We start from the raw sequence: 13,168 nt of genomic DNA, 5'->3' as shown, positions 1-13,168 counted from the left end.
TCAGAGCACCGGCGCCGCCGCCCACTTGGGTGGCCGGCGCCGGTTCCGTGTGTCGTGGCGGCGCCCTTGACTCGATCATGTTGTGTCATGAGCCTGGCATCTGTTCGCCGCCGTGGCGGACCTCTTTCAGGGGGGCTCATGAGACGAAGAGCGAGATCGATCCTCGCTGTCGGCACGCTCCTGCTCGGCGGAGCCGGCTTCGCACCTGTCGCCCAGGCACAACCCGCACCGTCCTCGTCCGGTGATCCCGGCGAGGTCAAGGTCTACCGCGCCGACGTCACGCGGCAGCAGGTACCCCTGCTGCTGGCGGCGGGGCAGGACGGTCACGAACTCGGCGAGCGGGTGCCCGAACGGGGCACGGCCGCCGTCGAGGTGTACCTCACCGAGGGACAGGCCCGGAAGCTGGGGAAGCAGGGCGTCGACCTCACCGAGCACACGCTGCCCGCCCGGGCGGAGAAGCGCGTGGCGGACGCGGCCGAGGGCGTGTTCCGGCCGTACAGCGGCACGGGCGGCCTCAGGGAGGAGATCCTGCGCACCGCGCAACGCAACCCCTCCCTCACCAAGGTCGTCTCCCTCGGAAAGACCGTTCAGGGCAAGGACATCCTCGCCCTGAAGCTCACCAAGCAGGCCCGCACGAAGAAGGACGGCTCCAGGCCGGCCGTCCTCTACATGGCCAACCAGCACGCCCGTGAGTGGATCACGCCGGAGATGACCCGCCGGCTGATGCACCACTACCTGGACCGCTACCGCACCGACAGGCGGATCAAGAGGATCGTCGACACCACCGAGCTGTGGTTCGTCCTCTCCGCCAATCCCGACGGCTACGACCACACGTTCGCAGACGACGCCAACCGCCTGTGGCGCAAGAACCTGCGGGACGTCAACGGCGACGGGGAGATCGGCTCCGGCGACGGCGTCGACCTCAACCGGAACTTCCCCTACAAGTGGGGCTACGACGACGAGGGCTCCTCGCCCAGCCCCTCCAGCCAGACCTACCGGGGGGCCTCCCCGGGCTCCGAGCCCGAGACCAAGGCGATCGACGCCTTCCAGAAGCGCATCGGTTTCACCTACGGCATCAACTACCACTCCGCCGCCGAGCTGCTCCTCTACGGCGTCGGCTGGCAGGTGGCCACGCCGACCCCCGACGACGTCCTGTACGAGGCGCTCGCCGGCACGCCGGACAACTCGGCGATCCCGGGCTACCACCCGCAGCTCTCCTCCGAGCTGTACACCACCAACGGCGAGGCCGACGGGCACGCGGCCAACGTCAACGGCATGGCGATGTTCACCCCGGAGATGTCGACGTGCCAGACGGCCTCGGCGTACGACCCCGACGACGCCTGGGAGCCCGGCGACTGCCGCTCGATCTTCACCTTCCCGGACGACGAGAAGCTGATCGAGCAGGAGTTCGCCAAGAACGTCCCGTTCGCGCTGTCCGTGGCCGAGTCCGCCGCGCACCCCGACCGGCCGTCCTCCGCGGCCGGCCTGGAGGCCGCGGACTTCACCCCGGCGGCCTTCACGACGTCCTACGCGCGCGGTGAGGACCAGGAGGTCTCCGTCGTGGCCCGCAAGTCGGTGCGCGACAAGGAGCTGCGGTACCGGGTGAACGGCGGCCGCACGCACAGCGCGGACCTCAGGGCCTGGCGCGGCGGCGAGCGCTACGGCGGCGAGGACGACCTCTACTTCGACGAGTACCGCGCGAAGGTCCGGCACGCCGGGCCCGGCGACCGGGTCGAGGTGTGGTTCACCGGCAAGATCCGTGGCGGCAGGAAGGCGTCCAGCGAGCCGTTCACGTACACCGTGGCGCAGCGGCCCCGCGCGGACGTCCTCGTCGTGTCCGAGGAGGGCTCGAAGGCCGGCGCCACGAGGGCGTACGTCGACGCGCTGCGGGCGAACGGGCGGAGCGCCGTCGTCTGGGACGTGGCCGAGAAGGGCGCGCCGGACGCGCTCGGCGTGCTGAGCCACTTCCGCACCGTCGTCCACCACACCGGGGCGGCCGTCCCGGGCGTCGCCACCCAGCTCCAGCTGCGGGCCCACCTCAACGAGGGCGGCCGGCTGATCGAGGCGGGGGAGCAGGCAGGCGGCAGCGTCGACCTCGGCGACGGCGTCCTGTCCGACGACTTCAGCCAGTACTACCTGGGCGCCTACTCCCGCACCGCCACCTCCGGCGCCACCGAGTTCACGGGCGCCGGACGCCTCGCCGGCACCGGCGGGCCGCTCGGCGACGCGCCCGGGAACCCGCTCGACCGGCCCGGCAGCTTCGCCCTCACCTCGGACGAACTGCCGCCCGCCGCGTACCCGCAGTTCACGAGCGCCGGCGCCGGGTCGTTCACCGGCACGGTCAACCCCTACGGGCCCTACGCGGGCACCTCCATGGCGGCCGCCGTGCACACCGACGACGGCTACAAGCGCCTCACCCGCGCCGTCGACCTCACCGGTGTCACCGCCGCCGAGCGGCCCACGCTGCGCACCCGCCTGCTGTGGGACACCGAGCCGGGATACGACAACGTGATCGTCGAGGCGCGCACCGCCGGCGGCGACGACTGGACGACGCTGCCCGAGGCGGGCGGCGCGACCCGCTCCACCGTGCCCGCCGAGTGCGCGGCCGGGTTCTACATCGCCGGGCACCCCTGGCTGGAGCACTACCTGACGCTCGGCGACGACGGCTGCACCGCCACCGGCACCAGCGGCGCGTGGAACGCCCTCACCGGGTCCTCCGGCGGCTGGCAGCAGGTGGAGTTCGACCTGAGCGCCTACGCCGGCCGGACGGCCGAGGTGTCGGTCGCCTACGTCACCGACCCGGGCAGCGGCGGCCGGGGCGTCCTCGCCGACGAGGCCTCCCTGGTCGTGGGCGGGACGGTCACCGAGACCGAGGGCTTCGAGGAGTCCCTGGGCGCCTGGTCGGCCTCCGGGCCGCCGCCGGGCAGCCCGGCCGTCCTGAAGGACTGGACCCGCGCCGGGGAGCTGTTCCGGACCTACGCGGCGGTCACCACCAAGGACACCGTGCTGCTGGGATTCGGCCTGGAGCACCTCGCCTCGGCGGCGGACCGGGCCGCCCTGATGAGGAAGGCGCTGGCCGCCGTCCGCGGGTGACACCGGGGCCGGCGAAAGCGGGCACGCACGGCGAAAAAGGGTGACTGAAGACCGTCGCCCTGGGGCGGTCCGTACCCTACTGGCGGGTACGGACCGCACTGCCGGGTATGGGACAACTCGATGTCACGGCCGGGGCCCCGGAGAGGTAGGGTCGACAGTGGTCGGGGACATCCCAAATACAGCTCGCCGGCGTCAGAGCCGGCGTACCAACGAGGAGATCGGTTCGTGACGATCCGCGTAGGCATCAACGGGTTTGGCCGCATCGGTCGGAACTACTTCCGCGCGCTCCTGGAGCAGGGCGCCGACATCGAGATCGTGGCCGTCAACGACCTGGGCGACACGGCGACCACCGCGCACCTGCTGAAGTACGACACCATCCTGGGCCGTCTCAAGCAGGAGGTCTCGCACACCGAGGACACCATCACCGTCGGCGACAAGACGATCAAGGTCCTCTCCGAGCGCAACCCCGCCGACATCCCGTGGGGCGAGCTGGGCGTCGACATCGTCATCGAGTCGACCGGCATCTTCACCAAGAAGGAAGACGCCGAGAAGCACATCACCGGCGGCGCCAAGAAGGTCGTCATCTCCGCCCCGGCGAAGGGTGAGGACATCACCCTCGTCATGGGCGTGAACCACGACCAGTACGACGCGGCGAACCACCACGTCATCTCCAACGCCTCCTGCACCACCAACTGTGTGGCGCCCATGGCGAAGGTGCTCGACGAGAACTTCGGCATCGTCAAGGGCCTGATGACGACGGTCCACGCGTACACGAACGACCAGCGCATCCTGGACTTCCCGCACAAGGACCTGCGCCGCGCCCGTGCCGCCGCCGAGAACATCATCCCCACCACCACGGGCGCCGCGAAGGCCACCGCCCTGGTGCTGCCGCAGCTCAAGGGCAAGCTGGACGGCATGGCCATGCGCGTCCCGGTCCCCACCGGCTCCGTCACGGACCTGGTGGTCGAGCTCTCCCGCGAGGTCACCAAGGAAGAGGTCAACGCCGCCTTCCAGAAGGCCGCCGAGGGCGAGCTGAAGGGCTACCTGGAGTACACGGAGGACGCGATCGTCTCCTCCGACATCGTCAACGCCCCGGCGTCCTGCACCTTCGACTCCTCCCTGACCATGGTCCAGGAGGGCAAGAACGTGAAGGTCATCGGCTGGTACGACAACGAGTGGGGCTACAGCAACCGCCTCGTCGACCTGACGGTCTTCATCGGCAACCAGCTCTGATCGCGGAGCGGACGGCCTGATATGAGTGCAGGGCTCGGACGGTGCGACGACGCGCCGTCCGAGCCCTGACGCACGTATCGGAACGGTCGCCCTCTTTCGATCACGAGCGATCACGAGCGAACAGGTCGCTGAACACGTTGCTCTGACAGGGAGCCCCTATGAAGACGATCGACGAACTCCTCTCCGAAGGCGTCGCGGGCAAGCGGGTCTTCGTCCGCGCCGACCTCAACGTGCCGCTGGACGGCACCGCCATCACCGACGACGGCCGCATCCGCGCCGTGGTGCCCACCGTCAAGGCACTCGCCGACGCGGGCGCCCGGGTGGTCGTCGCCTCGCACCTGGGCCGCCCCAAGGGCGCCCCGGACCCCGCCTTCTCGCTCGCCCCGGCCGCCACGCGCCTCGGTGAACTCCTCGGCGCCGACGTCGCGTTCGCCACCGACACGGTCGGCGAGTCCGCCTCCGCGACCGTCGCCGGCCTCGACGACGGCGAGGTCGCCGTCGTCGAGAACCTCCGCTTCAACGCGGGCGAGACGAGCAAGGACGACGCCGAGCGCGGTGCCTTCGCCGACCAGCTGGCCGCCCTCGCCGACGTCTACGTCGGCGACGGCTTCGGCGCGGTGCACCGGCGGCACGCCTCGGTCTTCGACCTCCCGGCCCGCCTGCCGCACTACGCCGGGTACCTCATCGCCACCGAGGTCGGCGTGCTGAAGAAGCTCACCGACGACGTCAAGCGGCCTTACGTGGTCGCCCTCGGCGGCGCCAAGGTCTCCGACAAGCTGGCCGTCATCGACCAGCTGCTCGGCAAGGCCGACCGCATCCTCATCGGCGGCGGCATGGCGTACACCTTCCTCAAGGCCAAGGGGTACGAGGTCGGCTCGTCCCTGCTCCAGGAGGACCAGATCCCGGCCGTCCAGGAATACCTGGAGCGCGCCGAGAAGAGCGGCGTCGAGCTGGTGCTGCCGGTCGACACCCTGGTCGCCGGCGAATTCCCGGACATGAAGGCCAAGGCGCCGGGCAACCCCGAGACCGTCGCCGCGGACGCCATGCCGGCCGGGAAGATGGGCCTGGACATCGGCCCGGAGACCCGCAAGCTCTACGCCTCGAAGCTCGCCGACGCCGCCACCGTCTTCTGGAACGGTCCCATGGGCGTCTTCGAGCACCCCGACTACGCCGAGGGCACCAAGGCGGTCGCCCAGGCCCTCCTCGACTCCCCGGGCTTCACCGTGGTCGGCGGCGGGGACTCCGCCGCCGCGGTCCGTACCCTGGGCTTCGACGAGCAGGCATTCGGCCACATCTCGACCGGCGGCGGCGCCTCCCTCGAATACCTCGAGGGCAAGACGCTCCCCGGCCTCGCAGCACTGGAGGACTGACCCTCAATGACCACCCGTACGCCGCTGATGGCGGGCAACTGGAAGATGAACCTCAACCACCTCGAGGCCATCGCCCACGTCCAGAAGCTCGCCTTCGCCCTGGCCGACAAGGACTACGAGGCCGTCGAGGTCGCCGTCCTGCCGCCGTTCACCGACCTGCGCTCCGTGCAGACCCTGGTCGACGGCGACAAGCTGAAGATCAAGTACGGCGCCCAGGACATCTCGGCCCATGACGGCGGCGCCTACACCGGCGAGATCTCCGGCCCCATGCTGGCCAAGCTGAAGTGCACCTATGTCGCGGTCGGCCACTCCGAGCGCCGGCAGTACCACGCCGAGACCGACGAGGTCGTCAACGCCAAGGTCAAGGCCGCCTTCAAGCACGGCATCACCCCCATCCTGTGCGTCGGCGAGGAGCTGGAGGTCCGCGAGGCGGGCAACCACGTCTCCCACACCCTCGCGCAGGTCGAGGGCGGCCTGAAGGACGTCCCGGCCGAGCAGGCCGAGTCCGTCGTGATCGCCTACGAGCCCGTCTGGGCCATCGGCACCGGCAAGGTCTGCGGCGCCGAGGACGCGCAGGAGGTCTGCGCGGCGGTCCGCGGCAAGCTCGCCGAGCTGTACTCGCAGGAGCTGGCCGACAAGGTCCGCATCCAGTACGGCGGCTCCGTGAAGTCCGGCAACGTCGCCGAGATCATGGCGCAGGCCGACATCGACGGCGCCCTGGTCGGCGGCGCCTCGCTGGACGCCGACGAATTCGTCAAGATCATCCGCTTCCGCGACCAGTGACCGGCCGGGGTGCGTCCGCCCGCGGGCGCACCCCGGGAGCGGGAGTAGGCCACAGGGCCGATCCGTCGTACTCTTGCGGGGTCCAGTCCCGTGCTGGACCCCGTGTCGTCCATCCGTTTCCGAGGAAGTTGGTCCAGCCGTGGTTCTGGGGTTCTCCATCGCCCTGATCGTCTTCAGCCTGCTGCTGATGCTGCTGGTGCTGATGCACAAGGGGAAGGGCGGCGGCCTCTCCGACATGTTCGGCGGTGGCATGCAGTCGTCCGTCGGCGGCTCCTCGGTCGCCGAGCGCAACCTCGACCGGATCACGGTCGTGATCGGTCTGCTCTGGTTCGCGTGCATCGTGGTGCTCGGCATCATGATGAAGATGAACAACTGACCCACGCGGCGCGATCCGCCCGCATTCCCCACGTAACGCCCCATGTTCGGTACGCGCCGCTGAGCGCGGCCTATCATGGGGCTTGCGTCTGGATGCGGAGACAGGTAACTCCTATCACTGGACGCGCGTTGGGCCTTACGTAGACTGAGGCGCTCGCAGCGAAGCGGTACGCCGACTCGCTTCGCGGCACCATTACGCAGGGAGTTACGACCGTGGCAAGTGGCAACGCGATCCGGGGAAGCCGGGTCGGGGCGGGGCCGATGGGCGAGGCCGAGCGCGGCGAGTCCGCGCCGCGGCTGCGCGTCTCCTTCTGGTGCTCCAACGGGCATGAGACACAGCCGAGCTTCGCGAGCGACGCGCAGGTGCCGGACACCTGGGACTGCCCACGCTGCGGCTTCCCGGCCGGGCAGGACCGCGACAACCCGCCGGACCCGCCGCGCACCGAGCCCTACAAGACGCACCTCGCGTACGTGCGCGAGCGGCGCAGCGACGCGGACGGCGAGGCGATCCTCGCCGAGGCGCTCGCCAAGCTGCGGGGCGAGATCTAGGACCCGGCAGGTACCGGGCGTATCCGCCTGCCGCACGGCCGGTTCGCTCTCCGGACTCTTCCGTCCTCCTCACGACTGATCAATTAGGTTGATACCAGTCGGCACAGCGGGGACATCCAAGGAAGAAGGCTGAAGTCCGAGATGAACGCAGAGGGCCGTAGCAGGCTCAACCAGACGCCCGAGTGGACCGCACTGGCCAAGCACCGTGAGGAGCTCGGCGAGGTGCGGCTGCGCGAGCTGTTCGAGGCCGACCCGGACCGCGGCACCGGCTACACCCTCCGGGTCGGTGACCTGTACGTCGACTACTCCAAGCATCTGGTCACCGACGAGACGCTGAGGCTGCTGCGGGAGCTGGCCGCGGCCACGGACGTGTCCGGGCTGCGGGACGCGATGTTCCGCGGGGAGCGGATCAACACCACCGAGGACCGCGCGGTGCTGCACACCGCGCTGCGGGCGCCGCGGGACGCGGTGGTCGAGGTCGAGGGGGAGAACGTCGTCCCGGCCGTGCGCGCGGTGCTGGACCGGATGGCCGACTTCGCGGACCGGGTCCGCTCCGGTGAGTGGACCGGTCACACGGGCCGGCGGATCCGTAACGTCGTCAACATCGGCATCGGCGGCTCGGACCTGGGCCCGGCGATGGCCTACGAGGCGCTGCGTGCCTACACCGCGCGGGAGATGACGTTCCGGTTCGTCTCCAACGTCGACGGCGCGGACCTGCACGAGGCGGTCCGGGACCTGGATCCGGCGGAGACGCTGTTCATCGTGGCGTCGAAGACGTTCACTACGATCGAGACGGTCACCAACGCGACGTCCGCCCGCGACTGGCTGCTCGAGGCGCTGGGGGACGAGAAGGCTGTGGCGCGGCACTTCGTGGCCCTGTCGACGAACGCGGAGAAGGTGTCGGCGTTCGGGATCGACACGGCGAACATGTTCGAGTTCTGGGACTGGGTCGGCGGGCGGTACTCCTACGACTCGGCGATCGGGCTGTCGCTGATGATCGCGATCGGCCCGGACCGGTTCCGGGAGATGCTGGATGGGTTCCGGATCGTCGACGACCACTTCCGCACCGCGCCGCCGGAGGCCAACGCGCCCCTGCTCATGGGCCTGTTGGGGATCTGGTACAACAACTTCCACGACGCGCAGTCGCACGCGGTGCTGCCGTACTCGCACTACCTGTCGAAGTTCACCGCCTACCTCCAGCAGCTCGACATGGAGTCCAACGGCAAGTACGTCGGCCGGGACGGACGCGAGGTCGACTGGCAGACGGGCCCCGTGGTGTGGGGCACGCCCGGCACCAACGGGCAGCACGCCTACTACCAGTTGATCCACCAGGGCACCAAGCTGATCCCCGCCGACTTCATCGGCTTCGCCCAGCCCGTGGAGGAGCTGAGCGACCGGCTCGCCGCCCAGCACGACCTGCTGATGGCCAATTTCTTCGCCCAGACCCAGGCGCTGGCCTTCGGCAAGACGCCGGACGAGGTGCGCGCCGAAGGCGTGCCCGAGGACCTGGTCCCGCACAAGACCTTCCAGGGCAACCACCCCACCACCACGATCGTCGCCCGGTCGCTCACCCCCTCCGTGCTGGGCCAGCTGGTCGCCCTCTACGAACACAAGGTGTTCGTGCAGGGCGCGATCTGGAACATCGACTCCTTCGACCAGTGGGGCGTCGAACTCGGCAAGGTGCTCGCCAAGCGCGTCGAGCCCGCCCTGACCGAGGGCGCCGACGTCCCCGGCCTCGACCCGTCCACGAAGGCCCTCGTCGCCGCCTACCGACAGCTGCGCGGACGTAGCTGACGCACCGCCACGGGAGCGGACGGCTGCTCGCCGCCCGCTCCCGTAGGCGCCCAGGCCCCGGTCCCGTCCCGCCGAGGCCCCGGGCCGGCCGTCCGGGCGCCCGCACCTTCCGCCGCGGGGATATCCGTTCGGCTCGCGCCAGGGCCACCCGTACGCCCCGCACCACCGTCAGTCCCGTGCGGTCCTGGAGGGCCGCGACCGAGCCCGCTCAGGCCACCGCGCTCAGGGTGTCCGCGAGGCGGCGGCGGGCGGCGCGGGCGGCGGGGACGGCGGCCAGGGCGGCGGCGCCCAGGACGGCGGCCGTGCCCAGCAGCACCAGCAGCGCGGGCGAGGGCAGCCGGGCGATGCCCGCGCCGATGCCGCTCGACCTGCCCTGGGCGTCGATCAGCCAGTGCGCCAGCGGCAGCCCCAGCGCGGTGGCGAGAAGCACCGCCGCCAGTGCCGTACCGGCGGTGGCGGTGACCGTGACCGCGGTGATCTGCCGGGGCGACAGGCCCACCGCCTTCAGCGCCAGCAGGTCGCGCTCGCCCTCGCGCACGGTGCCGCCGATCGCCGTCAGCAGCTCCACCAGACCGATCAGGGACAGCACCGCGACCAGTCCCAGGACCACCGCGCGCAGCGGGGACAGCCCGTCCGCCGGGTTGGCCACGGTGTGCACGTCCAGATGGCCGCGGCCCTGCGCCGCGAGCCGCGCCGCCACCTCCGCCGGGTCCGCGCCGGGTTCGAGACGGACCTGGTAGTGGCCGGGCCGCATCTCCGGGTCGTTGGCGCGGAGGGTGTCGAGGGAGGTGGAGATGACCCGTCCCGCGTTCTCCGGCTCGATGCTGCGGCCCACGATGTGCAGGATCTGCGGGCGGTCCCCGACGGTCATCCGCACCCAGTCGCCCACCCGGACGTGCAGCAGGTCGAGCAGCCCCTGCCCGGCCACCGCCTCGTCCGGACCGTGCGCGGGCCTGCCCTCCGCCAGCGCGAACGGGTACGGGTCCTCGTGCGTGCCGTACCCGCGCAGGGCGATCGTCGCCGTCTGGCCGGGGACCAGCGCGGCCACCTCCACGCCCGGGTGGGCGGTGGCGACCTGCGGGTCGCTCTCCAGCAGCTCCCTCGCCTCCCCGTCGTCCAGCGAGGCGTCGGCGCGGACGCTGAGCGCCGCGGGCAGCCCGATCCGCTCGGGCGCGCTGTGGAAGCGGTCGATCGTCGTCCACGCGCTCAGCGCCACCACGATCAGCAGCAGCGGCAGCGCGAGTCTGGCCACCGCGCCCAGCGACCGCGGCCGCCGGGTGAACGCCTTGTGCCAGCCCAGCACCAGCGCCGGAGGCACCCGCGTGCCCAGCGCCCGGCGAGCCGCCCCGCTCAGCCGCCCCGCAGGAGCAGCCGCCGGGCGCGGCACCGGCACCGGCGGCACCCGGCCCGCGCGCCAGGCGGCCAGTCCGGTCGTCGCGCCGATGAACAGCACCGCCCCCACCGGCACCACGAACAGCGCGGCCGTGTGGCCGGGCAGCCCCTGCCACACACCCACCGCGTCACCGAGCCGCCCCGGTACGAAGCCGCCCAGCGCCTCCGTGAGCGCGGCGGCGGCCACCGCCCCCAGCAGGGCGTAACCGAGGTGCTGGATCAGGAAGACGCGCACCACCTGGCCGGGGGTGAAGCCGATCGCCTTGAGCACGGAGATGTCCCGCAGATGCCCCCGGATGCGGGTGGTGATCGCGCCGTGCACGGCGAACCCGGCGGCGACCAGCGCACCCAGCCCGAACAGGCCCAGCACCTGCCCCAGCAGCCGGTTGTCGCCCTGCGCCTCGGCGCGCGCCTGCTGCCAGGTCGCCACCTCGCCGATCGCCCCGGCACCCAGCTCGGTCACCGCCCGCTGCACGGCGTACCCGGTGTCGCCCGGGTCGGCCAGCCGCAGCCCGATCACCTGCCCGTCCGGATCCGGCACCGCCGACGGCAGCGCCCACACCAGCCCCGCCCGTTCGCCCGGCCGGAACCGGGGCTCGGCACTGTCCACGACGCCGACGACGGTGAACTGCCGCGCGGTGCCGGGCACGGTGAGGGTGTCGCCGGGGGCGGTGAGCAGGGCGCGGGCCAGGTCGCTCTCCAGCACCACGCCGTCGGGCGTCGCCGGGTCCAGCCAGTGCCCGGAGGTGAGGATCGGGCGGCCCACCTCGGGCCGGTCCCGCGTGCCGCGCACCTCGACGGAGGCCCGGCCGCCCTGCGAGGCGAGGGTCAGCGAGGAGGTGGGGTAAGGGCCGGCGACCGACCGCACCCCGTCCAGACCCGCCAGCCTGTCCGCGTCGGCGGAGGCGGTGGTGTGCAGGGTGACGTGGGCGCCGTGCGCCTGGGTGAAGACGCGCTGCCAGGGGTTGGTGGCGTACCCGAACAGGGCCGTGGCCAGCAGCAGGGACACCACGATGCCCGCGGTGGCGAGCACCAGGAACAGCGCCTCGCCGCGGTGCGTGCGCAGATCGGAGTGCGCCCAGCGCAGAGTCGCTCGCACCGGCCTCAGCCCTTCGCGGGTCGGTCGTCGACGCGTATGCGCGTGCTCGCGGCAGGTCGGTGGGTGACGCGCATGTCAGTGCCTCGCCGGTCGGTCGTGGACGCGCATGTCAGTCCCTGAGCTCCAGCACGCCTGACGCTCCGGCCCTGCGCGGGGGCGGGCCCGCGTCGAGGGTGGCGTCGTCGGCTATCCGGCCGTCGAAGAACGAGATCACCCGGTCCGCGGCGCTCGCCAGCCGGGCGTCGTGCGTGACCAGCAGGATCGTCTGCCCGCGCTGGTGGAAGCGGGACAGCAGCCGCATCACCTCGCGCGTGCCCCTGCTGTCCAGGCTGCCCGCGGGCTCGTCGGCCAGCAGCAGCGGAGGGTGGTTGACCAGCGCCCGGGCCAGGGCGACCCGCTGCTGCTCACCGCCCGACAGCTCGCCCGGCATGCTCCGCTCCTTGCCCTCCAGGCCCAGCTCGGCGAGCAGTTCCCGGCGGGCGACACGGGCCTTCTTCGGCGGGACCCCGGCGAGCAGCGCGGGCAGCTCCACGTTGTCCGCCACCGACAGGTCCGAGACCAGGTTGAAGAACTGGAAGACGATCCCGATGCGCCGCCGCCGCTCCACCGCCCAGCGCGCCTCGCTCCAGCCGTCGGCGCGCTCGCCGTCCAGCCGGATGGAGCCCTCGTCCGGTCGCTGCAGCCCGCCGAGCAGATGCAGCAGCGTCGACTTGCCCGCGCCCGAGGGACCGGTGACCGCCACGAACTCGCCGCGCCTCACGCGCAGGTCGACGCCGCGTACGGCGTGCGCCGGGGCGCCCTCGCCGTGGTGGGTCTTGACCAGGCCTTCGGCGCGCAGCAGGGGAGCGTCGCTCTCGCTCACTGAAGCTCCTCCAGCTCTTCCTGACACCGCTCCAGCCAGTCGAGATCGGCCTGCAGATGCAGCATCGCGCCCTCGATCAGCAGATGGGAGATGCGGTTGTCCCGGTCCTCGGCGGCGGCCAGTTTCGACAGCTGCCGCATCGTGTTCAAGTACTGGCGGCGCTGGCGGTTGATCAGGGAGATCTGGTCGGCGAGACCGGTCTGCGGGGCCAGGGCCAGCTTCATGAAGAACTCGTCCCGCACCCGCGGCTCGTCCGCCGTCTCCTCGAACCAGGCGCGCAGCGCCTCGTGCCCGGCCTCGGTGAGGTGGTAGACCTTCTTGTTCGGCCGGCTCGACTGCTCGATGGCCTCGCCCTCGATCAGCCCCGTCTTCTCGAGGCGGCCGAGGGTGACGTAGATCTGGCCGACGTTCGGCTGAGGGTACGCGGCGCCCAGCACTTGCTCAAGGTCCTGCTTGAGCTCGTAACCGTGCGCCGGGCCGCGGGCGAGCAGCGCCAGGAGGGGCAGCCGCACTCGTGCTCTCCTCCTCGCGCTCCTGGGTAATGTGCCGCAGGACCTAGTATCGCCCATACCTAACGGGTATACATGGCCTCTGACCCCGGCAAGGGTGCCCGGGTGC

The 13,168-nt window shown here is 71.6% G+C and carries 10 protein-coding genes; 7 read left to right on the top strand and 3 right to left on the bottom strand.

Annotated features, from left to right (window positions below):
* Positions 1-138: 138 nt before the first annotated feature.
* The 7 genes from MTR79_RS24725 (at position 139) to pgi (ending at position 9,197) form a co-directional block, all read left to right on the top strand.
* Complete coding sequence (locus MTR79_RS24725; RefSeq protein WP_244791988.1) at positions 139-3,093, top strand: M14 family zinc carboxypeptidase; 2,955 nt, start codon at positions 139-141, stop codon at positions 3,091-3,093.
* Positions 3,094-3,318: 225 nt separating this feature from the next.
* Positions 3,319-4,326, top strand: coding sequence for a type I glyceraldehyde-3-phosphate dehydrogenase (gap, locus tag MTR79_RS24720; protein ID WP_048456941.1), 1,008 nt, complete (start codon positions 3,319-3,321; stop codon positions 4,324-4,326).
* Positions 4,327-4,484: 158 nt separating this feature from the next.
* Positions 4,485-5,696, top strand: coding sequence for a phosphoglycerate kinase (locus MTR79_RS24715; protein ID WP_086702646.1), 1,212 nt, complete (start codon positions 4,485-4,487; stop codon positions 5,694-5,696).
* A gap of 6 nt (positions 5,697-5,702) precedes the next feature.
* The gene (gene tpiA / locus MTR79_RS24710; protein ID WP_048456943.1) at positions 5,703-6,479 is read left to right on the top strand and encodes a triose-phosphate isomerase; all 777 of its coding nucleotides are present in this window, start codon (positions 5,703-5,705) and stop codon (positions 6,477-6,479) included.
* Positions 6,480-6,618: 139 nt separating this feature from the next.
* Complete coding sequence (secG, locus tag MTR79_RS24705) at positions 6,619-6,855, top strand: preprotein translocase subunit SecG (protein WP_102641081.1); 237 nt, start codon at positions 6,619-6,621, stop codon at positions 6,853-6,855.
* 212 nt (positions 6,856-7,067) lie between these two features.
* A complete protein-coding gene (locus MTR79_RS24700) occupies positions 7,068-7,403 on the top strand; it encodes an RNA polymerase-binding protein RbpA (RefSeq protein ID WP_078066843.1) in 336 nt (111 codons plus the stop codon).
* A gap of 141 nt (positions 7,404-7,544) precedes the next feature.
* The gene (pgi, locus tag MTR79_RS24695) at positions 7,545-9,197 is read left to right on the top strand and encodes a glucose-6-phosphate isomerase (RefSeq protein ID WP_244791987.1); all 1,653 of its coding nucleotides are present in this window, start codon (positions 7,545-7,547) and stop codon (positions 9,195-9,197) included.
* A gap of 208 nt (positions 9,198-9,405) precedes the next feature.
* On the opposite strand, the gene MTR79_RS24690 is transcribed toward pgi, so the two are convergent.
* From MTR79_RS24690 to MTR79_RS24680, 3 genes are all read right to left on the bottom strand, one after another.
* Complete coding sequence (locus tag MTR79_RS24690; protein WP_244791986.1) at positions 9,406-11,688, bottom strand: ABC transporter permease; 2,283 nt, start codon at positions 11,686-11,688, stop codon at positions 9,406-9,408.
* A 109-nt stretch (positions 11,689-11,797) separates the two neighbouring features.
* Positions 11,798-12,550 (bottom strand): ABC transporter ATP-binding protein, encoded by a 753-nt coding sequence (locus tag MTR79_RS24685; protein WP_048458409.1) that lies wholly within the window; start codon positions 12,548-12,550, stop codon positions 11,798-11,800.
* Positions 12,547-13,062 (bottom strand): PadR family transcriptional regulator, encoded by a 516-nt coding sequence (locus MTR79_RS24680; RefSeq protein WP_048458410.1) that lies wholly within the window; start codon positions 13,060-13,062, stop codon positions 12,547-12,549. The genes MTR79_RS24685 and MTR79_RS24680 overlap by 4 nt, the downstream gene beginning before the upstream one ends.
* Positions 13,063-13,168 lie beyond the last annotated feature (106 nt).

The organism is Streptomyces sp. BJ20 (assembly GCF_022869105.1).
GTDB classification, from domain to species: Bacteria; Actinomycetota; Actinomycetes; order Streptomycetales; family Streptomycetaceae; genus Streptomyces; species Streptomyces griseoincarnatus.
This window is presented reverse-complemented; position numbering and strand designations above follow the sequence as displayed.

Excerpts from the sequence above, each read along its gene's own strand:
- MTR79_RS24725 (WP_244791988.1), top strand. The coding sequence starts at position 139 with ATGAGACGAAGAGCGAGATCGATCCTCGCTGTCGGCACGCTCCTGCTC.
- MTR79_RS24715 (WP_086702646.1), top strand. The coding sequence starts at position 4,485 with ATGAAGACGATCGACGAACTCCTCTCCGAAGGCGTCGCGGGCAAGCGG.
- tpiA (WP_048456943.1), top strand. The coding sequence starts at position 5,703 with ATGACCACCCGTACGCCGCTGATGGCGGGCAACTGGAAGATGAACCTC.
- pgi (WP_244791987.1), top strand. The coding sequence starts at position 7,545 with ATGAACGCAGAGGGCCGTAGCAGGCTCAACCAGACGCCCGAGTGGACC.